Here is a 19,224-nt window from a genome sequence, read left to right on the forward strand (position 1 = left end):
AGCGGCGGTGTGTGACACTTCAACGCATGAACATGCCGTCCGATGTGCCGCCGCAGACGTACGCCCTCCTCAGCCTCGTCCAGGCGCACCTGCGGCACCTCGACAAGACCGACGGCGAGTACCTGCCGGTCCCCCAGTGGGAGGCCGCGGTCGAGTCGGCCCGGACCGTCGCCGCCGTCAAGGCCCCCGGCGTCGCGGTCACCGCCGAGGACGTCCCCATGATCGTCGGCACCGGCTCCCCCGACCGCAAGCGGCGCCTGTACACCAGCATGCCCGTCGGCGCCGACATCGCGGCCCTCGCCGACGAGTCCGAAGTGGCCCTGTTCTCCTACAACCGGCGCGGCCGCCTCCAGCCGGCCAACCGCACCGCCCACGAGGCCCAGCCCCGCGCCTGGTACCCGCCGGCGAAGGCCATCGCCCCCATGCGGATCCTCGACGAGGCCGTCTGGGAACCGGTCACCGCCGCCGGCGGCGACCCCGGCCGCCCCGGCGTCTTCGAAGCCGCCGCCGGCTGGCTCGTCCTCCTGATGCTCGTCGCCTTCCTCGGCGGCACCGCCTACCTGGCCCTGTGGTACTTCCACATCGTCTGAGACGCCGCTCGACAGAGCCCCGGCCGCGGTCGCTTCCCATGTCAGAACAGGGAAGCGACCGCGGCCCTCCTTTTTGGCGAGTGCGCGGGCGGAGCCCGCGCTCGTGCTTGGAGACGGGCACTTTCGTTGACTGACAAGGAGGTTTTTAAACCTCGGAGTCGATATATCTTGCTTGAACTGGCATAATGGACGCATGCTGAAGATGGCGATCCTCGGATTCCTGCGGGACTTCCCGCTCCACGGATACGACTTGAAGAACCGCGTCGCGAGCCTGGCCGGGCATGTGCGGCCGATCGCGGACGGTACGCTCTACCCGACCATCAAGAAACTCGAAGACGCGCAATGCCTCACCCGGCGCACGGCGCCGGGCTCCGTTGCTGCGCCCAGACACATGCTGGAGATCACGCAGACCGGCACCGACCAGCTCCGGCGGTGGCTGCGCGACCCCGAGCCGGGGTTCATCACCGACGACAACAAGTGGTACGTGATGCTCGCGTTCCTCCACCACCTCGAGAACCCCCGCGAGCAGGCGCTCATGCTCGCGCGCCGCCGCGAATTCCTCGACCAGCCGGCGCAGCTCTTCTTCGACGCCGACGGCGCCCCGATCCCGCCCGAGCGGCTCGAATCGCCGTTCCGCAAGGGCCTCATGCAGATCCACCGATCCACGAACCTGACCGAGATCGACTGGCTCGACCGGCAGATCGCCGAGCTCAACCAGCGCGCCGGATACGCGGTGCGCCAGCGCGAAGGAAGCTAGCGGGCCGGTCCCAGCCGGTGGAACCGTTGCATGCATCGTTGCATGCAAGTGGTAGCGTCCTGGACCATGACAGGACAGGCGGCGGCCGAGCGCGCGTACGCGTACACCAAGCGGCAGATCATCACCGGTGCGCTCGCCGGCGGCACGCGGCTCAGCGAGGGGCGGATCTGCGAGGAGCTCGACCTCAGCCGGACGCCGGTGCACGAGGCGTTCCTGCGGCTCGCGGCCGAGCGGCTCATCACGCTCTCGTCCAGGCAGGGCGCGACCGTGAACCCGGTGTCGGTGAGCGAGGCCGCGGACGTGGTGGAGATGAGAGGGGCCATCGAGCGGACCGCCGCGGCGCGGGTCGCGGCGCAGCGCCCTGACGCGGCCGAGGTCGACGCGGCGCTCACCGGGCCGCTCAAGCGCCAGGAGGCGGCTCTGGCGGCCGGGGACCTCGAGGCGTACGTCGAGGCCGACGCCGACTTCCACGCCGCGGTGATCGCCCTGTCGGGCAACCCGATCGCGGTGCACTTCTTCGACCTGCTGCGGGACCGGCAGCTGCGCCTGGCGTACCTGGTGCTCTCCAGGAGCGGCGTGGTCCTGGACCTGTCGTTCCGCGAGCACCGCGAGATGGCCGCGTGCCTGGGCCGGCACGACGCCGCCGGGTACCACGCGGTCCTGGACCTGCACCTCTCGCGCCACCAGGGCCTGGCGTGAGCGCCGTGGCGCCGCCCGCCGTCGCGGCGCCGGCGCGGACCCGGCCGTGGCGGATCCTGTTCGCGGTCATGCTGTTCACGAGCTGGTCGGGGAACCAGTTCAGCCCGCTCCTGCTGCTCTACCAGGAGCGGCAGCACTACTCGACGGCGGCGGTCAACGGGTTCCTGGGCGTGTACGTGCTGGGCCTGGTACCGGCGTTCCTGCTCAGCGGGGCGCTGAGCGACCGGTACGGGCGGCGGCCGGTGATGTTCGCGGGCGTGGTCGCGGCGATCGCGGCCAGCACGGTGCTCGCGTTCGGCGAGTCGGGGGCGCTCATGATCTGCATCGGGCGGCTGCTGGCCGGGATCACGGTGGGGACGGCGACGTGCGTGGGCACGGCGTGGATGAAGGAGCTCTCGCAGTGGCCGCACGACCCCGAGGCCGACACCGGCTCCGGGGCGCGGCGGGCGACGCTGTCGTTCTCGCTCGGTTCGGCGGTCGGCGCGGGCGTGGCCGGACTGTTCGCCCAATGGGGACCGTGGCCCGAGCAGTTGCCGTTCCTCATCCACGTGGCGCTGACGCTGCCGTTCGCGTGGCTGGTCCTGCGGGCGCCGGAGACGGCGACGACCGGCGGCGTGCCGGGGCCGCTGCGCGAGCGGCTCCGGGTCCCCGCGGCCGGGCACCGGCGGTTCACGCGGGTCGTGCTGGTCGCCGGTCCGTGGGTGTTCGCGGTCTCCGCGATCGGGTACGGGTACCTGCCGGTGCTGCTGGCCGGCGCCACGCGGGGCTGGGGCATCGCGTACGCGACGCTGCTGACCGTGATCGCGCTCGTCGTCTCGTCGCTGGTGCAGCCGCTCGCGAAGCGCATCGACGCGCACGACAGCGCCCGCGGGGTGCTCACCGGACTGGCGCTGATCACCGCCGCGATCGGGCTCGTCGCGGCCGCGGACGTGCTGCAGTCGTGGCCGGTGGGCGTCGCCGCGGCGGCGGTCGCGGGGTCGGGCATGGGCATCGGGATGACCTCGGCGCTCCTGGAGGTCCAGCGCATCGCGGCCCCGACCGACCTCGCGGGCCTGACCGGGGTGTTCTACGCGGTGTCGTATCTGGGGTTCCTCTCCCCCGCGCTGCTCGCGGCGACCGCGGCGGTGACCGGTGTCCCGGCGGCGGCGCTGCTGCTGGGCGTCGTCGGCCTCGGCGTCGGATGCGCGCTGCTCCTGGTGCGCTCCTACCGCAGGCACCTGCCGGGCCGGCCTGCGGGCGGAGCAGGAGCGGTGGCGGGTCTCAGGGGTCCGTTGGCTCGCGTGGCGGGAGGCGCGTCGGACGCCGGTGTCGCATCGGCCGGCACCGACGCGGACGGCAGGGATGCGCGCGTCTAGTCGCGGCCGAATACGCCGCCGGCGGCGTGGAAGAGTCCCATCAGGAGTGCGCCGAGGGCGACGGCGGCGCCGCCGGCCCAGGGCTGGGCGGTGATGTCGGCCGCGGCGAAGGCGAGCGCGCCCAGGCACAGCGCGGTCCATCCGCCGAGGAGGTTGACCACGGGACCCGACCCGAAGAAGGTCGGGTGGCGCTCGTGGACGATGCCTTTGATGAAGTGCGGCAGGCCGTTGCCGATGAGGAGGCCGGCGAGGAGGCCCAGTGAGACGGCTTGGAGCACGGTGTGCCCTCCGTTCTGGTGGTCGGGTTCAGGAGCGGCGCAGGCCGCGTACGAGCAGGTCGACGAGGCGGCGCAGGCGTTCGCGCATGACGTCGGGCGGTTCGGTCGAACGCGCGATGCCGAGCATGGCGTCGGTGAGGATCGCGGCGGTCTCGGAAGCCGGGTAGCGGTCGAGGTCCGGATCCTCGGCGAGGACCGCCGCGACGAGTCGGGCGTAGCGGGCCTCCGCGGCGGCGACGGTGTCGGGGACGATGCGGGCGGCTTCCTCGACGAGTTCGCCCCGGTGGTCGGCGGCGACCTCGCCGGCGGCGAAGTCGAGTTTGACGGCGAGGACGTTGTAGAGCCGCTCCGCGGTGGTCGCGCCGCGGTTCGCGGCGGCTTCGGCGTCGGCGTGGAGGCGGCCGCCCACGAATTCGGCGACGGCCTCGAAGACGGCGGTCTTGTTCGGGAAGTACTGGTAGAGGGCCGGGCGTGAGACGCCGGCGGCCTGGGCGATGAGGTCCATGCCCGTGCGCCGGAACCCGTAGCGGGCGAAGACCGGTACGGCGGCTGCGGTTATCGATGCTGTGACGGCGGCGCGATCGGACATGCTGACATTCTGGATTGATTTTGTCAGAATGTCAAGCCGGTGGCGTGCGAAAGGGCCGGTCCGATCGGACCGGCCCTTCGGCGAGGATCAGGTGGCCTGGAGGTAACCCGTCTCGAGCATGATGATGACGATCACGCCGAGGATGCACCGGTACCAGACGAAGATGAAGACCGAGTGCTTGGCGACCCACTTGAGCATCCAGTGGACGGCGCCGAAGCCGACGATGAACGCGATGATGGTGGCCACGAGCATCTGCGCGCCGCTGGGCACCGAGCCTTCGGTGGCCGGTTCGAACACGTCGCCGAGGCTGAGGATGCCCGCGCCGTAGACCGCGGGGATCGCCAGCAGGAACGAGTATCTGGCGGCGACGGCGCGGTCGAGGCCGATGAACAGGCCGGCGGTGATGGTGCCGCCCGAGCGCGAGACGCCGGGGATGAGCGCGCCGGCCTGCGCGAAACCGAGGATGAGGCCGTCCTTCATGCGGAAGTCGTCCCAGGTGCGGGTCTTGCGGCCGACCAGTTCGGCGAGGGCGAGGAGGAGCCCGAAGAAGATGAGGCTGAACGAGACCAGCCAGAGGTTGCGGGCGCCTTCGCGGATGGCGTCGCGGAAGATCAGGCCGAAGAACACGATCGGGAGCGTGCCGATGATGACGTACCAGCCGAGCCGGTAGTCGGTCTCGTTGCGGAGGGTCTTGTCCCACAGGCCCTTCCACCAGGCCACGAGGATGCGGACGATGTCCTTCCAGAAGTAGATGAGGACCGCCGTCTCGGTGCCCAGCTGGGTGACCGCCGTGAACGACGCCCCCGCGTCCTCTTCGAAGAACAGCGCCGAGGTGAGCCGCAGGTGGGCCGAGGAGGAGATCGGCAGCATCTCGGTCAGGCCCTGGACGATCCCGAGGACGATCGCTTCGATCCAGGTCATGTCGACCATGCGGGCGCCTCCGTCCGGGCATGGCTGGGGGGAGTGTGCATTCGCGCTTCTTTCGTCACTTCGACGGCCAGGCGTCGCTTCCGCCGCATCGCGGCTGCCGGGGCGACTGGGACATCTTGCCAGACGCGCGAGGGTGACCGGTCGGTGTACGCACGCCAGTGAGACCTGCCGTACCGGCGCGTCCACTGTGCTTCGTCAGGGCCTCTTCAGGGCGTCGTCAGGCGAGTTCCTGGGGGCAGGTGAGTCCCTCGGCGGGGACGGTGAGGTCGACGAGGTAGGCCGTGACCGGGTCGTCGACGCAGGCGTGGCCGAGGGCGTAGGCGGTGTGGCCGGAGCCTTCGTAGGTGACGAGGACGGCGCTGTCGAGTCCGTCGGCGACCGACTGGGCCCACGCGTAGGGCGTGGCGGGGTCGCCGACGTTGCCGATCAGGAGCGTCGTCGGCGCGCCGTCGCCGTCGACCGCGGTCGGGTTCGGTTCGGAGGCCGGCCAGGTCGCGCACGGCAGGTAGCTCCAGGCGATGCCCGCGCCGAACAGGGGCGAGTTCCCGTAGGAGGCCGCGGCGGCGTCGCGGTAGGCGCCGAAGCGGCCGGGGTTGTCGCGGTCGACGCACTGGACGCCGTAGAAGTCGGCGTCGGCGTCGCGCTGCGGCAGCGGGATCGGCGGCAGCCGCCGCGGCTGGGCCGGCGCGGCCCGCGTGCCTCCCGCGTCGCCGGCGAGCGATTCGAGGTCGGCCGCGAACTGCTCGAGGGTGCCGGCGGCGACGGCAGCGAGGAGCCGCTCCAGGGCCGTCCACTTCGCTTCGCTGTAGAGGACCTGGGCGATCATGTCGAGCATGTCGGCGACGCTCGGACTCCCGCCGAGGCGCTCCGACGCCTGCGTGAGGATCGCGGTCAGCTCGGCGTCGGCGGTCGCGGCCGAGGTGAACGGGCAGCCCTCGACGGTGAGGCAGTGCGCGGTGAACGCCTGCCAGGCGGTCTCGAAGCCCGTGGCCTGGCCTTCGGCGAGGTCCAGGACGGTGCCGGAGGTGCGCATGACCCCGTCGAGGACCATGGCGCGCACGTTGTCCGGGTAGAGGTGCAGGTACATCTGGCCGATGTAGGTGCCGTAGGAGTAGCCGAGGTAGGTGAGCTTGTCGTCGCCGAGGGCGCTGCGCATGACCTCGAGGTCGCGGGCGACGTTCAGGGTGCCGATGTTCGCCAGGAACGCCGGGTCCTCCTCTTGGGCGCATTCGCCGGAGAAGGCGGCGGCGCCGTCCTCGAGGGCCCGGGTCTCGGCCTCGGTGATCGCGGCCGGGTCGTCGGTGTAGACCTCGGTGACGGCCGCGTTGAAGGCGTCCGCGGAGCCGCAGGTGAGGTTCGCGCTCGCGCCGACGCCGCGCGGGTCGAAGCCGACGACGTCGAACGCCTCGGTCACCTCCAGCGGCAGGAACGGGAACCGGGCCATGGCGACGCCGGAGCCGCCGGGCCCGCCGGGGTTGATCAGGAGCGAACCGGTCCGGTCCCCCGTCGCGGGGTGGCGGACCATCGCGAGCCGCACTTGGAGGCCGCCGGGGTCCTCGTAGTCGACCGGGACGCGGATCGAGCCGCATTCGAGTGCCTCGGCCCAGGCGGTGGCGGCGGCGTCCAGCTGCTCCCCCTCGTACATCGCCTCGAGGTCGCACGGGCCCCAGTCGACGCCGGTGACGCGGTCCTGGACGTCGGCCACGCCCGCGCGGGCCTTCGAGGAGCCGTTCCCGTCGAAGTCGGTCCCGCACCCGGACAGGGCGGCGGACGCGAGGACGACGGCGGCGAGCGCGGCGGTGCGCCTCATGCGGACTCCCTCGGTGCGCGGCGCATCGGGTTCGCCGCGGCCGACCGGCCTGTCGTATGGCAGGAACTGGGCCGGTCGGCCGCGGCATGGCGCCGATGCACGCACTGTACGGCCCGGCAGTCCTAGATGGGCGACATTCGCCTGATTGCAGTCTTTCGGGAGATTTGCTCCCGGTGCTGGCGGTGCGGGTGAGGGCCGGAGGGGTCGCTTCCGGCCCTCGGGTGCGGCGCTAGCGGTACCACTTCTGCGCGGCGTTGCCGCTGCAGGTCACGATCTGGAGGTCGGTGCCGTCGGCGGAGTTCGCCCACGGGACGTCGAGGCATTTGTTCGCCTGCGGATTCACCAGGTCGTTCGCGCCGGAGAAGACCCACTGCTGGGCTCCGGTGCCGTTGCAGGTCCACAATCGGACCGGGGTGCCGTCGCCGGTGGCGCCGCCCGCGACGTCGAGGCACTTGCCGAGCGCCCGGAGGGTCCCGTCGCCGGGGGCGGTCCACTGCTGGGCGGCGGTGCCGTTGCAGGTGTAGAGCTGCACGGGGGTGCCGTCGGCGGTGCCGGCGCCCTCCACGTCGAGGCACTTGCCGGCGAGGCCGGTGATCGCCCCGCCCGAACTGGTCGTCCCGGAGTAGACGCGCACGTAGTCGATCTTCATCGTCTGCGGGAACTGGGTCGAGCCGTCGGGGTAGCCGGGCCAGTTGCCGCCCACGGCGACGTTGAGGATCATGAAGAACGGGTGGTCGAAGACCCACTCGTTGCCGCCGATGTCGGCGGCGGTCTTGGTCTGGTAGGTGACGCCGTCGACCGACCAGCTGATCGAGGTGGGCGTCCAGTTCACCGCGAAGGTGTGGAAGCCGTTCGCGAAGGGCTGGCCGATCGTGTAGGCCCCGCCGACGCCGGCGCCGCCGGAGTAGCCGGGCCCGTGGAGGGTGCCGTGCACGGTGTTGGGCTCGTAGCCGACGTTCTCCATGATGTCGATCTCGCCGCTCTGGGGCCAGCCGACCGAGCCGAGGTCGTCGCCGAGCATCCAGAACGCCGGCCAGATGCCCTGGCCGCGCGGGATCTGGATGCGCGCCTCGAAGGTGCCGTACGCCTGCTTGAACGTGCCGTTGGTGAGCAGGCGCGCGGAGGTGTACTGGCAGGTGCCGTACCAGCACTGGTAGTTCGCCGGGTTCTCGCGGCGGGCCGTGATGACCATGTTGCCGTTGCCGTCGTGGGCGGCGTTGCTGGTGGAGTTGGTGTAGTACTGGTGCTCGTTGTTGCCCCAGCCTCCGCCGCCGATGTCGTAGCGCCACTTGGACGAGTTCGGCGCGGTGCCGGCGGCGGCGTTGAACTCGTCGCTCCACGTCAGGGCCTGGGCCTGCACTTGGGCTTGGACCGGGGCCTGATCGGGTTCGCCGGCGTCGGCGGCGGTGAGGCCGACGGTGACGGCCGCGGCGGCCGCCACTGCGGCGCAGGCGGTCGCGAGCAGTCTGCGGATGGGTCTGCGGGCTCGGGGTGGTCTCACGGAGGCGTCCTCTCGTTCCGTGGAGGAGAGCGCGTCACGGCCGGAACACTCCGAGAGAGCGCTCTCTCTAAACAGTCCTGTCTTTTTAACATCGGGATAGACCGTTGTCAATAGGACAAGGAGGGCACGCGCTTGCAGCGGGCGGGAGCCGGCCGTGCCGGTCCCCCGCCCGCGGGTCAGCCCTTGACCGCGCCGCCCAGGCCGGCGCTGGACAGGAACAGGCGCTGGAAGACCAGGAACAGCCCGATCGGGATGAGCGAGGAGATCGCCAGCGCGGCGAGGAAGACGTCGAGCTCGACGAACTGCTGGAGGGCCGGCAGGCGCACCGACAGCGGCTGGAGCGCCGGGTCGGGGAGGACGAGCATCGGCCACAGGAAGTCCTTCCAGGACGCGATGACGGCGAAGACCGACACGACCCCGATGACCGGGCGCGACATGGGCAGGACGATGGACCAGAACAGGCGGTAGGGTCCGGCGCCGTCCACTCTGGCCGCTTCGAAGACCTCCCGGGGGAGGTTGGCGAAGAACCGCTGCATGAGCAGGACGTTGAAGGCGTTGGCGCCGGCGGGGAGCCACACGGCCCAGAACGTGTTGAGCATGGAGGTGCCGACCACGGGCGGGTCGAGGATCGTCAGGTAGAGCGGGACGAGCAGGACCACGCTGGGCACGAACAGGGTCGCCAGGACCGCGCCGGAGACGTACCGGCCGATGCGGGGGCGCAGGACCGCGAGCGCGTACCCGCCGGTGGCGGCGACCAGGAGCTGGACGGCCCAGGAGCCGGCGGCGAGGGCGATCGTGTTGAGGAAGTACTTGTCGATCTCGACGCGGGTCCACGCCTCGGTGAGGTTGGCGAGGTCGATGCCGCCCGGCCACAGCGACATGGGGTGGCGCAGGGTGTCCTGGGTGGGCGTGACGGCGGCCTTGGCGAGCCAGAGCATGGGCCCGAGGCCGGCGACGGCGAGGGCCGCCAGGAGCAGGCCGTGCAGGATCCGGATGCTCCAGCGGACGCTGGGGCGCTTGCGGTCGGTGGGGGCCAGGAGCCCCCGGTCCGCGGTGGGCTTCTCGGCGGCGGTCGCCATCAGCTGCTCCAGGATCGGGTGAGTCGGAAGTACAGCATGGAGAAGGCGGCGAGGACGACCGCGAGCATGAGGCTCAGGGCGGCCGCGGCGCCGTAGTCGCCGCCGAGGGAGTTGGTGAACGCGTACCGGTAGATGAGCAGCAGGAGCGTCAGCGTCCGGTTCGCGGGGCCGCCGTCGGTGAACAGGAACGGCTCGAGGAAGACCTGCGCGGTGCCGATGATCTGGAGGATGAAGGTGATCAGCAGGACGCCGCGCAGCTGCGGGAGCGTGATGTGCCAGAGCTTGCGCCAGACGCCGGCGCCGTCGATCTCGGCGGCCTCGTAGAGGCTCGGGTCGACGCCGACGAGGGCGGCGAGGTAGATGATCACGGTGCCGCCGGCGGCGGCCCAGGTGGCCTCGAGGACCAGGGAGGGCATGACGGCGCCGGAGTCCTGGAGCCAGGCGACCGGGCCGAGCCCGAACCAGGCGAGGACGGTGTTGAAGACCCCGTCCTCGCCGGCGTCGTAGAACAGCTTCCACAGCAGGACGGCCACGACCGGCGGGACGACCACCGGCAGGTAGGCGAGGGCGGAGAACAGGCCGCGGAGCCGGCGGACCTCGCTCATGAGGATCGCGGCCACGAGCGGGACCGGGTACCCGAAGACGAGGGCCAGGAGCGCGAAGTACCCGGTGTTCTGGACCGCCGTCCACAGCAGCGGGTCGGCGAAGACCTGCTGGAAGTTGGCGAATCCCACGAAGACGGGGTCCGTGACCAGGTTGGTGCGCTGGAAGCTCATGACGACGGCGCGTCCGATGGGGAGCCAGGAGAAGACGCCGAAGACGATGAGCATGGGCGCCAGGAAGACCAGGGTCGGGAGGCCTCCGCGGGCGCGGGCGAGTGCGGAGCCGGGCCGGCCGGGCCGGGCCGCGGTGCGCGGCCCGGTCCGGCTCCCGGTGTCGGGGCGGGTGTCGGTGGTGGTCATCGGGGTGCCTTAGGCGGCGGCGTCCATGGCGGCCTGGGCTTCGGCCTGGGCCGTCTCCAGGAGCGCGTCGATGTCGGCGTTCTCGTCGGTCAGGATGGTCTGGACGACGGTGTCGAGCACCCCGTAGACCTCCTGGGTGGCGGTGACGGGTTCGGTGAGCAGGGGCTGGTCGAACACCTGGGAGGTGTAGGGGGCCATCTGCTCGACGGGGACGTTGACGTACTCGGCGATCCAGCCCTGCTGCTCGTCGTAGGTGGCCTTGTCGAACACGGGCAGCTCGGGGGCGCCGACGGGCTGACCGGTCTCGGCTTTGACCTCGGCGTCGGCGACGGCGGCGGCCTCGTCGGTGAGCTTCTCCATGTAGTAGAAGTCGATCCAGGCGACCGCGGCCTCCTGCTCGGCGGGTTCGGCGTTCGGGCTGACGGCAGCGAGGGTGCCGCCGCCGAGGACGCCGGCGTCGGGCGAGTCGGCGAGCGGGAGCACGGTCAGGCCGTAGTCGTCGGGGTTGAGGCCGTTCTGGGTGAAGAGGTTGCCGTAGTTGCCGCCGCCGGAGACGTACATGCCGATGCGGCCGGAGGCGAAGTCCTGGTTGATGCCGGCCCAGTCGTACTGGAGGGTGTCGCCCATGGAGTCGTCCTCCCAGCGCATCGCCTGGAGCTGCTCGAGGGCCTGGCGCATCTGCGGGGTGTCGATGGTGGCGGTGCCGCCGTCCTCGGTGCGGCCGCCGAGGGCGTTGACGACGGTGGTGAGGATCCAGCCGCCGGTGTTGTCGTTGGTCATCACCGCGTAGCCGGCCTCGCCGGTGGCCTCGCTGATCTGCTTCGCGGCGGCCTGGACCTCGGCCCAGGTGGTCGGCGGGGCGTCGGGGTCGAGCCCGGCGGCCTCGAACAGGGTCCGGTTGTAGTGGAGGCCCTGGCCGTAGGCGGAGATCGGGATAGCCCACATGTTCCCGTCGGCGTCCTCGCCGGCGGCGGCGATGTTGGGGTTGAAGGCGTCGCGGTACGGGAGGTCGGCGGTGTAGTCGCCGATGTCGGCGATCTGGCCGCGCTCGATGAGGCCGCGCCCGTCGGTGAAGGGGATGACGAACACGTCCGGGAGGGTGCCGCCGGCGAGCTGGGCGGTGAAGGTCCCGGCGGTCCAGGTGTACTCCTGGGTCTCCACGTCGATGTCGGGGTTGGCGTCCTCGAACTGGGCGACGCGGGCGTTGAACGCGTCGATGGCGTCCTGTTCGAGTCCGGCGTCGATGGTGACGGTGATGTGGGTCTTGCCGTCGTCGGGCCCGTCGTCGGTGCAGGCGGCGAGGGCGAGTGCCGCGAGGGCGGCCGCGGCCGTGGCGGCCGCTGTGCGAGAGGTTTGCATCGTTGCTCCTTGTCGGTTCCAGTGGGTCGGAGGGGTTGCGCGGTCAGTCCCGCAGCCACGCGGCGGTGTCGCCGGGCAGGCGGCCGTCCTCGAGCGGGGCGCTGGCGAGCAGCACCTCGGTGTGGGCGGGCAGTGCCGCTGGGGCGTCGCCGAAGTTGACGACGCAGGTCAGGTCCTCGCCTCGCCGGAAGGCGAGGACGCCGGGCGCGGTGTCGGTCCAGGCGAAGCCGCCGGTGCGCAGTGCGGGTTCGCTGCGGCGCAGGCGGATCGCTTCGCGGTAGAGCGACAGGAAGGAGTCCGGGTCGGTCTCCTGGAGGGCGGCGGCGCGGCTGCCCCAGCCGGCGGGCTGGGGCAGCCAGGGGGGAGCGCCGTTCGTGTTGAAGCCGTAGGTGGGGCCGTCGGGGGTCCACGGGAGGGGGACGCGGCAGCCGTCGCGGCCGGGGTCGACGCCGCCGGTGCGGAAGTGCATGGGGTCCTGGCGGGCGCCGTCGGGGAGGTCTTCGACTTCGGGGAGGCCCAGCTCGTCGCCTTGGTAGACGTAGAGGACGCCGGGGAGGGCGGCGGTGAGCAGGGCGGCGGCGCGGGCGCGGCGGGCGCCGAGCGCGAGGTCGGTGGGGGTGCCGAAGCGCTTGGCGGCGAAGGCGAAGGAGGAGTCCTCGCGGCCGTAGCGGGTGACGGGGCGGGTGACGTCGTGGTTGGACAGGACCCAGGTGGGCGGGGCGCCGACGCTCGCGTGGGCGGCGAGGGTGGAGCGGATGGACTCGGCGAGGGCGGCGTCGTCCCAGGGGCGGGTCATGAAGTCGAAGTTGAAGGCCATGTGCATCTCGTCGTCGCGGAGGTAGCGCACGAACCGGTCGGTGTCCTCGAGCCAGACCTCGCCGACGAGGAGGCGGGGTTCGGCGTAGGAGTCGGCGACCTTGCGCCAGCCGCGGTAGACGTCGTGGAGCTCGTCGCGGTCGAGGTGCGGGTGGGTGCCGGGTTCGTGGTGCTCCCCCACCTCGGGCAGGTCGGGGTCCTTGGCGATGAGGGCCGCCGAGTCGATGCGGATGCCGGCGACACCGCGGTCGTACCAGAACCGCAGGACCGCTTCGTGTTCGGCGACGACGTCGGGGTGGTTCCAGTTGAGGTCGGGCTGGGCGGCGTCGAACAGGTGGAGGTACCACTGGCCGGGCCGCCCGTCGGGGTCCTGGACCCGGGTCCAGGTGTCGCCGCCGAAGCTGGAGGTCCAGCGGGTGGGCATCTCGTCGCCGCCGGGGCCCTTGCCGTCGCGGAACCAGAACCGGTCGCGGGCGCCGGGGACGCCGGCGAGCGCGTCCTGGAACCAGGGGTGCTGGGAGGAGACGTGGTTGGGGACGACGTCGACGATGGTGCGGATGCCGAGGGCGAGGGCGTCGGCGATGAGGGCCTCGGCGTCGACGAGGGTGCCGTACGCGGGGTCGATCTGCCGGTAGTCGGCGACGTCGTAGCCGCCGTCGGCCTGGGGCGAGCGGTACCAGGGGGTGAACCAGAGCGCGTCGACGCCGAGCGCGGCGAGGTAGGGCAGGCGCTCGCGCACGCCGGCGAGGTCGCCGGTGCCGTCGCCGTCGGCGTCGGCGAAGCTGCGCGGGTAGACCTGGTAGATCACCGCGTTCCGCCACCATTCGGGGGCGGTCGCGGGCTGCTGTCGCGCGTGCAATGTGGCTCCGTTTCCGTGGGAGGGCGCTGAAACGAGGGGGCAGGGCAGGGTGAATGCCCAGCACATGCTAGGTTTAGCGCTATACCTTGATCGGTAGCGTAGACGACGGATGTCAGACTTGTCAACGGCGGGTGTCCGGTAACCGCTCGCCCGATGGAGAGGAGCCCCCTTGGGCGTCACGCTGAAGGACATCGCGGCCGAGGCCGGCGTCAGCCTCATGACCGTGTCCAACGTGGTCAACGGGAAGCAGGCCCGGGTCTCCGCGGCCACGCGCGAGCGGATCATGCGCATCGTCAAGGAGCGCGGGTACGTCCCCAGTGCTTCGGCGCGCAGCCTCGCCGCGCGCTCCTCGCGGCTGGTCGGCCTCCTCGTGCCCGCCGTCGGCGAGTCGAGCCTGACGATCGACCCGCACACCGTCGAGGTCGTCGGCATGCTCGAACGCGAGCTGCGGCGGCTGGACTACCACCTGATGCTCCGGGGCATCTCCCGCCACGGCGAGATCACCGAGGCCCTGCGGTCGTGGAACCTCGACGGCGCGGTCCTGCTGGGCTTCAACGACGTCGTCATCGACCGGCTCACCGCCGACGACGTCGGCGGCGTGGCGCTGGTGGCCATGGACTCCTACTCGGCCAACCCGCTCGCGCTCGAAGTGCGCTCCGACGACTTCGGCGGCGCCGAGCTCGCCACCCGGCACCTCGTCGGCCTCGGCCACCGCCGCATCGCCTTCGCCGGGCCCGCGTTCTCGGCCACCGGCGTCGTCCGCCGCCGCTTCGAGGGCTACCGGAAGGTCCTGGCCGAGCACGGGATCGCCTTCGACCCGGACCTCGTGTCCGAAGTGGAGACCACGCACGCGGACGGCCTCGCGTACGGGCGGCGCCTGCCCCGGGAGCACCCCGACGTCACCGCCGTGTTCACCACCGCCGACATCCTCGCGATCGGCCTCATCGAGGGACTGGCGGCCGCGGGGAGGTCGGTGCCCGGGGACGTGTCCGTGGTCGGCTACGACAACGCCGACCTCGCGGTCTACGTGACCCCCAAGCTCACCACCGTGGCCCAGGACCTGCCCGGCAAGGCCGCCGAGGCGGTCCGGCTCATGATGGACCGCCTCGCCGGCAAGGAGCGCCCCGCCCAGGCCGTCTCACTGGACGTGGCCCTCATCGAACGCGGCACCGCCGGCCCTCCGCCGGAGCGCTGACCAGGGGCAAAACCTCCTTCGGATGTCGGATCGCCGACACCTGCCGGTCGGCATGGCGATAGGTGTGAACCTGTGCCCGGAAGGTCGCGCTGCGTGGCCGAAATCGGGGCGGGCTCCGGGGCCCGCGCTGCGTAATCTGAGCCGGTGAACGCAGAAACCTCGTCCGTGAACTGGAAGAAGACCGGTTGGCTCGCCGGCGCCCTCGCCGCCGTCGGGGGCATCGTGGCGCTCCTCGCCAACCTCACCACGATCGCCGGATGGCTCGGCTACGGTCCCGAGTCCGGGGGCGAGGGCACGACCGTCGCGGCGCAGTACGTCAAGGACTGCGAGGACGACGGCTACACCCGGGAGCAGTGCCAGGCCTCGCGCGACCTCGACCCCTCGCCCGAGTGGACCGGGAAGCTCTACGAGCAGGGCGAGGGCACCCAGGATCCCACCGGCGACCCGGACCCCGGCGGCGGCGGCGACCCCGGACCGACCGAGGGCCCGGATCCGCGGGAGGTCTACGTCGAGGAGTGCGAAGAGGACGGCAACCCCCAGATCGACTGCGAGTTCTCCTGGGAGTACGACCCGGAGGGCGTCTGGAGGGGCGTCCTCTACACCCCCTACGACGCCTACATCCGCGAATGCGAGGCGGACGGCCACACCTTCGACGAATGCGACACCTCATGGCAGCACGACACGAGCACCGAGTGGTCCGGGCAGCTTGCACCCGCCCCGACCCCCTCGGAGTACGACGTGTACGTGCAGGAATGCCAGGACTACGGCGGCTACACGTGGGAGGAGTGCGACGGCTCCTGGTACCGCGACCCGAACAGCTACTGGTCGGGCCAGCTGTACTGACCCGCCTGTCAGATCCCGGTGCAGATTCCGGCGGGCCGCCGGGCTCACCCGCGCGACCCGGGCGCCGTCGCCGAGGGCCTGCCGCCGCCGCGGTGGGCCGGCACGGGCCGGAGTCCGCATCGGACCCCGGCCCGGGGCGCTAGGGCCAGGCGAGGGCCGCGCCGTTGGTGGCGATGACGTCGCGGTACCAGTGGGCGCTGCGTTTGAGGGTGCGGCGCTGGGTGTCGTAGTCGACGCGGACGAGCCCGAACCGCTTCGAGTAGCCCTCGGCCCATTCGAAGTTGTCGAGCAGGGACCACACGAAGTAGCCGCGGAGGTCGACGCCGTCCTCGATGGCGCGGCCGGCCGCGCGCATATAGCCGTCGAGGTAGTCGACGCGGTCGGTGTCGTCGACCGAGCCGTCGGCGCTGACGGCGTCCTCGAAGGACGCGCCGGATTCGGTGATGTACACCGGCAGGTCGGTGTACTCGCCGGCGAGGCGCCGCAGGACGCGGCGCAGGCTCTCGGGGTGGATCTCCCAGCCGAAGCCGGTGACGGCGTGCTGCGGCGGCAGGGCCCGGTTGCCCAGGTGGGCGTCGCTGGGGTCGGCTTCGACGACGAACCGGTGGTAGTGGTTGACGCCCACGAAGTCCAGGGGCGCGGCGATGAGCTCCATGTCGCCGGGCCGGACGGCGTCGAAGGCGCCGGTGGGCGCGAAGTGGGCGAGCATGTCCTCGGGGTAGGAGCCGCGGAAGAGCGGGTCGAGGAAGAGCCGGTTGCCGCCGCCGTCGGACAGCCGCGCGGCCGCGACGTCCTCGGGCCGGTCGGAGGCGGCCTCGATGTCGGTCAGGATGACCGCCGAGCCGATCCGGCCGGCGGGGGCGTGCTCGCGGAGGGCGGCGACGGCGAGGCCGTGGGCGACGTTGAGGTGGTGGGCCGCGCGCAGGGCCGCGGTCCGGTCCTGGCGGCCGGGGGCGTGGACGCCGGCGTGGTAGCCGAGGAACGCCGCGCACCAGGCCTCGTTGATCGGGATCCACTCGTCCACGAGGTCGCCGAGGGCCCGGGCGGTGCGGGCGGCGTAGTCGCCGAAGCACTCGGCGACGGACCGCTCGGGCCAGCCGCCCTCGTCCTCGAGCGGCTGGGGCAGGTCCCAGTGGTAGAGGGTGACCGCGGATCGGATGCCCTTGGCGCGCAGGTCGGCCAGCAGCTCGCGGTAGAACGCGACGGCCTCGGGGTTGAGGCCGCCGCGCCCGGAGGGCTGGAGGCGCGACCACGACACCGAGAGGCGGTAGGCCTTCAGGCCCAGGTCGGCGGCGATCCGGAAGTCCTCGCGCCAGCGGTGGTAGTGGTCGCAGGCGGTCTCGCCGGTGTCGCCGTCCTTGACCTTGCCGGGGGTCGCGGCGAACGTGTCCCAGATGGACGGTCCGCGGCCGCCTTCGGCGGCGGCGCCCTCGATCTGGTAGGCCGCGGTCGAGGCGCCCCACAGGAAGCCGTCGGGGAAGGGACTGGTGGTCATGCGGTGCTCCTTGCGGTGGTGGGTTTACTTGTCCACGCCGGTGACGACGATGCCCTGGACGAAGACCCGCTGGGCCGCGAGGAAGATCGCGACGGGCAGGGCCAGCGCCAGGAGCGAGGCGGCGAGGATGAGGTGGGGTTCGGAGTTGTAGACGCCCGAGAAGTAGCTCAGGCCCACGCCGATGGGGACGATGTCGCGGTTGCCGGCGAGGTAGAGCAGCGGTTCGAAGAAGTCGTTCCAGGCGTAGAAGAAGTGGAAGAGGCTGACGGCGGTCAGGGCGGGGACCGACTGCGGGACGATGACGCGCAGGAAGGTGCGGATCGGTCCGGCGCCGTCGATGCGGGCGGCCTCCTCGAGCTCCTTGGGGATGGTGAGGAAGTACTGGCGCAGCAGGAAGACGTTGAAGGCGTTGGCGAACAGCTGCGGGACGATGAGCGGCAGGTAGGTGCCGACCCAGCCCATCTGGAGGAACACCGCGTACTTGGGGACGAGGGTGACCGCCGGGGGCAGGAGGATCGTGGCCATGAGGAGTCCGAAGAGGATGCCGCGGCCGGGGAATCGGAAGCGGGCGAAGCCGTAGGCGACGACCGCGGAGGAGGCGACGGTCAGGACCATGGTGACCAGGGCGTACATGAGGGTCCAGCCGGTCAGGCGCAGGAACGCGATGGTGTTCCAGGCCTCGGCGAAGTTGCCCCACTGAGGGTTGACGCCGGTGACGGGGTCGAGGGTGCGCCAGCGGCCCTGCCATTCGAGGGGGCCGGCGCCGGGGTCGGCGGGGTCGACGAAGACGCTCGACTCGCGGCCCGGTTCGATGAGGGCGAGGTCGCGGACGGTGCCGTCGGACATGGGGACGGCGTAGACGTCGTGGACCTCGCCTTCGTATTCGAAGGTGAGAGCGGAGACGGGGAGGATCGACGCGTCGGGGTCGGAGACGCCGTCCTTGTCCTTGAGGGCGGTGGCGGCGCCGTAGCCGAGGGGCATGAGGAAGACGACGGCGAGCAGGAGCGCGCCGAGGGTGGTCACGAGGGTGGCGAGGATGCCGCGGCGCCGGCGGCGCAGTGCGGTCTCGGCCGGCGGGGCGTCGGCGGCCTCGGCGGGCCGCTCGGCGACAGTGGCGGTCACGATCGCTCCGTTCCATAGTGGACCCAGTACCGGGAGGTGCCGAAGAGCACGCCGGTGAAGACGGCGACGACGATGAAGATGAGCCAGGCGAGGGCGGCGCCGTAGCCCATGTCGCCGAATACGAACGCCTGCTGGTAGAAGTGCACGAGCAGGAAGCGGCTGGCGCCGCCGGGCCGGCCGGTGGCGCCGAAGAGCACCCACGGGACGACGAAGTACTGCAGGATCGCCACCGAGCCGATCACGAGGTTGTAGAACATGATCGGCGACAGGAGCGGCAGCGTGACGCTGCGCAGGCGCCGCCACCAGCCGGCGCCGTCGATCGCGGCGGCCTCGTACAGCTCGGTGGGGATGGACTGCAGGCCCGCGAGGTTGACCATCATGGCGTTGCCGATGCCCCACAGGCCGATGAAGCTGAACGCGAACAGGACCAGGATCGGGTTGTCGAACCAGCGGATGCCGTCGGTGCCGGTGGCGTCGACGCCGGCCAGGCCGATGAGCCGGTTGACCCAGCCGGTCTGGGGGTTGAGGACCTGCTGCCAGATGAGGACGCCGGCGACGAGCGGGATCATCGAGGGGGCGTAGAACAGCAGCCGGAAGAACCCGGTGAACTTGAGGTGCTCGGAGTTGAGCAGGAGCGCGAGCCCGAGGGCGGTGACGAGGCTGAGCGGGAGGAACAGCACGGTGAAGCGGAACGTGGCGGCCAGCGCGGTCCAGGTGTCGGGGTCGGACAGGGCCCGCTCCCAGTTGGAGGTGCCGGCGAACGTGGTCGCGTCGGGGTCGGTGAGCTGGAAGTCGAGGGTGGAGAAGACGAGGGAGGCGCCGATGGGGACGGCCCAGAACAGGAGGAAGCCGATGAGCCAGGGGCTGATGAACGCGTAGCCCCAGCGCGCTTCGCGGCGCTGCATCGGCCCGGCGGGGCGGGCGGGTGTGCGGCCGCCGCGGCGCCGGGCGGTGAGGACCGCGTCGGTGAGTGCGGACATGGTGC

The 19,224-nt window shown here is 71.7% G+C and carries 18 protein-coding genes; 6 read left to right on the forward strand and 12 right to left on the reverse strand.

Annotated elements, in window-relative coordinates:
• Positions 1 to 26: 26 nt before the first annotated feature.
• The 4 genes from GFD30_RS00285 (at position 27) to GFD30_RS00300 (ending at position 3,401) form a co-directional block, all read left to right on the forward strand.
• On the forward strand, positions 27 to 590 hold the full coding sequence (locus GFD30_RS00285; RefSeq protein ID WP_153023232.1) for a hypothetical protein: 564 nt from the start codon (positions 27 to 29) through the stop codon (positions 588 to 590).
• Between the two features lie 193 nt (positions 591 to 783).
• Positions 784 to 1,347: a PadR family transcriptional regulator gene (locus tag GFD30_RS00290; protein ID WP_153023233.1), complete on the forward strand. Its 564-nt coding sequence runs from the start codon at positions 784 to 786 to the stop codon at positions 1,345 to 1,347.
• Positions 1,348 to 1,413: 66 nt separating this feature from the next.
• A complete protein-coding gene (locus GFD30_RS00295; protein ID WP_194201797.1) occupies positions 1,414 to 2,046 on the forward strand; it encodes a GntR family transcriptional regulator in 633 nt (210 codons plus the stop codon).
• Positions 2,043 to 3,401, forward strand: a complete 1,359-nt coding sequence (locus GFD30_RS00300; protein ID WP_322632776.1) for an MFS transporter — start codon at positions 2,043 to 2,045, stop codon at positions 3,399 to 3,401. Before GFD30_RS00295 ends, GFD30_RS00300 begins: the two co-directional genes overlap by 4 nt.
• On the opposite strand, the gene GFD30_RS00305 is transcribed toward GFD30_RS00300, so the two are convergent.
• The 9 genes from GFD30_RS00305 to GFD30_RS00345 all read right to left on the reverse strand — a co-directional run bounded on the left by GFD30_RS00305 (position 3,398) and on the right by GFD30_RS00345 (position 13,650).
• Positions 3,398 to 3,679, reverse strand: coding sequence for a hypothetical protein (locus GFD30_RS00305; RefSeq protein ID WP_153023235.1), 282 nt, complete (start codon positions 3,677 to 3,679; stop codon positions 3,398 to 3,400). The two genes, GFD30_RS00300 and GFD30_RS00305, sit on opposite strands and share 4 nt — an antisense overlap.
• Before the next feature lie 28 nt (positions 3,680 to 3,707).
• Positions 3,708 to 4,268 (reverse strand): TetR/AcrR family transcriptional regulator, encoded by a 561-nt coding sequence (locus GFD30_RS00310; protein WP_153023236.1) that lies wholly within the window; start codon positions 4,266 to 4,268, stop codon positions 3,708 to 3,710.
• Positions 4,269 to 4,355: 87 nt separating this feature from the next.
• Complete coding sequence (locus tag GFD30_RS00315; RefSeq protein WP_153023471.1) at positions 4,356 to 5,189, reverse strand: undecaprenyl-diphosphate phosphatase; 834 nt, start codon at positions 5,187 to 5,189, stop codon at positions 4,356 to 4,358.
• Positions 5,190 to 5,415: 226 nt separating this feature from the next.
• Positions 5,416 to 7,008: an alpha/beta hydrolase gene (locus GFD30_RS00320; RefSeq protein WP_153023237.1), complete on the reverse strand. Its 1,593-nt coding sequence runs from the start codon at positions 7,006 to 7,008 to the stop codon at positions 5,416 to 5,418.
• Positions 7,009 to 7,237: 229 nt separating this feature from the next.
• Positions 7,238 to 8,509, reverse strand: a complete 1,272-nt coding sequence (locus GFD30_RS00325; RefSeq protein WP_322632777.1) for a ricin-type beta-trefoil lectin domain protein — start codon at positions 8,507 to 8,509, stop codon at positions 7,238 to 7,240.
• A 176-nt stretch (positions 8,510 to 8,685) separates the two neighbouring features.
• Positions 8,686 to 9,588, reverse strand: a complete 903-nt coding sequence (locus GFD30_RS00330) for a carbohydrate ABC transporter permease (protein ID WP_153023238.1) — start codon at positions 9,586 to 9,588, stop codon at positions 8,686 to 8,688.
• Positions 9,588 to 10,550: a carbohydrate ABC transporter permease gene (locus tag GFD30_RS00335; RefSeq protein WP_153023239.1), complete on the reverse strand. Its 963-nt coding sequence runs from the start codon at positions 10,548 to 10,550 to the stop codon at positions 9,588 to 9,590. Before GFD30_RS00335 ends, GFD30_RS00330 begins: the two co-directional genes overlap by 1 nt.
• Before the next feature lie 9 nt (positions 10,551 to 10,559).
• The gene (locus GFD30_RS00340; protein WP_153023240.1) at positions 10,560 to 11,909 is read right to left on the reverse strand and encodes an ABC transporter substrate-binding protein; all 1,350 of its coding nucleotides are present in this window, start codon (positions 11,907 to 11,909) and stop codon (positions 10,560 to 10,562) included.
• A gap of 43 nt (positions 11,910 to 11,952) precedes the next feature.
• Positions 11,953 to 13,650 carry a glycoside hydrolase family 13 protein gene (locus GFD30_RS00345; RefSeq protein ID WP_153023241.1) on the reverse strand — a complete coding sequence of 566 codons (1,698 nt, stop codon included), beginning with the start codon at positions 13,648 to 13,650 and terminating at the stop codon, positions 11,953 to 11,955.
• A gap of 103 nt (positions 13,651 to 13,753) precedes the next feature.
• Here GFD30_RS00345 and GFD30_RS00350 point away from each other — a divergent pair, with 103 nt between their 5' ends.
• Together GFD30_RS00350 and GFD30_RS00355 are read left to right on the forward strand one after the other, a co-directional pair.
• Entirely contained in the window at positions 13,754 to 14,779 is a 1,026-nt protein-coding gene (locus GFD30_RS00350) for a LacI family DNA-binding transcriptional regulator (protein ID WP_153023242.1), read from the forward strand.
• 144 nt (positions 14,780 to 14,923) lie between these two features.
• The gene (locus GFD30_RS00355) at positions 14,924 to 15,622 is read left to right on the forward strand and encodes a hypothetical protein (protein ID WP_153023243.1); all 699 of its coding nucleotides are present in this window, start codon (positions 14,924 to 14,926) and stop codon (positions 15,620 to 15,622) included.
• Positions 15,623 to 15,761: 139 nt separating this feature from the next.
• Here GFD30_RS00355 and GFD30_RS00360 read toward each other — a convergent pair whose 3' ends face one another.
• From GFD30_RS00360 to GFD30_RS00370, 3 genes are read right to left on the reverse strand one after another with little or no spacing between them, the layout of a single operon-like run.
• Complete coding sequence (locus tag GFD30_RS00360) at positions 15,762 to 17,117, reverse strand: GH1 family beta-glucosidase (RefSeq protein ID WP_153023244.1); 1,356 nt, start codon at positions 17,115 to 17,117, stop codon at positions 15,762 to 15,764.
• A gap of 24 nt (positions 17,118 to 17,141) precedes the next feature.
• Positions 17,142 to 18,239 (reverse strand): carbohydrate ABC transporter permease, encoded by a 1,098-nt coding sequence (locus GFD30_RS27705; RefSeq protein ID WP_322632778.1) that lies wholly within the window; start codon positions 18,237 to 18,239, stop codon positions 17,142 to 17,144.
• Positions 18,236 to 19,219: a carbohydrate ABC transporter permease gene (locus tag GFD30_RS00370; RefSeq protein ID WP_153023245.1), complete on the reverse strand. Its 984-nt coding sequence runs from the start codon at positions 19,217 to 19,219 to the stop codon at positions 18,236 to 18,238. The genes GFD30_RS27705 and GFD30_RS00370 overlap by 4 nt, the downstream gene beginning before the upstream one ends.
• Positions 19,220 to 19,224: the final 5 nt, after the last annotated feature.

The organism is Glycomyces albidus, assembly GCF_009451885.1.
GTDB classification, from domain to species: Bacteria; Actinomycetota; Actinomycetes; order Mycobacteriales; family Micromonosporaceae; genus Glycomyces; species Glycomyces albidus.

Bases quoted from the DNA above. Each gene is read 5' to 3' on its own strand.
- GFD30_RS00285 (WP_153023232.1), top strand. From the start codon at position 27: ATGAACATGCCGTCCGATGTGCCGCCGCAGACGTACGCCCTCCTCAGC.
- GFD30_RS00290 (WP_153023233.1), top strand. From the start codon at position 784: ATGCTGAAGATGGCGATCCTCGGATTCCTGCGGGACTTCCCGCTCCAC.
- GFD30_RS00295 (WP_194201797.1), top strand. From the start codon at position 1,414: ATGACAGGACAGGCGGCGGCCGAGCGCGCGTACGCGTACACCAAGCGG.
- GFD30_RS00310 (WP_153023236.1), bottom strand. From the start codon at position 4,268: ATGTCCGATCGCGCCGCCGTCACAGCATCGATAACCGCAGCCGCCGTA.
- GFD30_RS00315 (WP_153023471.1), bottom strand. From the start codon at position 5,189: ATGACCTGGATCGAAGCGATCGTCCTCGGGATCGTCCAGGGCCTGACC.
- GFD30_RS00320 (WP_153023237.1), bottom strand. From the start codon at position 7,008: ATGAGGCGCACCGCCGCGCTCGCCGCCGTCGTCCTCGCGTCCGCCGCC.
- GFD30_RS00330 (WP_153023238.1), bottom strand. From the start codon at position 9,588: ATGGCGACCGCCGCCGAGAAGCCCACCGCGGACCGGGGGCTCCTGGCC.
- GFD30_RS00335 (WP_153023239.1), bottom strand. From the start codon at position 10,550: ATGACCACCACCGACACCCGCCCCGACACCGGGAGCCGGACCGGGCCG.
- GFD30_RS00340 (WP_153023240.1), bottom strand. From the start codon at position 11,909: ATGCAAACCTCTCGCACAGCGGCCGCCACGGCCGCGGCCGCCCTCGCG.
- GFD30_RS00345 (WP_153023241.1), bottom strand. From the start codon at position 13,650: ATGTGCTGGGCATTCACCCTGCCCTGCCCCCTCGTTTCAGCGCCCTCC.
- GFD30_RS00360 (WP_153023244.1), bottom strand. From the start codon at position 17,117: ATGACCACCAGTCCCTTCCCCGACGGCTTCCTGTGGGGCGCCTCGACC.
- GFD30_RS00370 (WP_153023245.1), bottom strand. From the start codon at position 19,219: ATGTCCGCACTCACCGACGCGGTCCTCACCGCCCGGCGCCGCGGCGGC.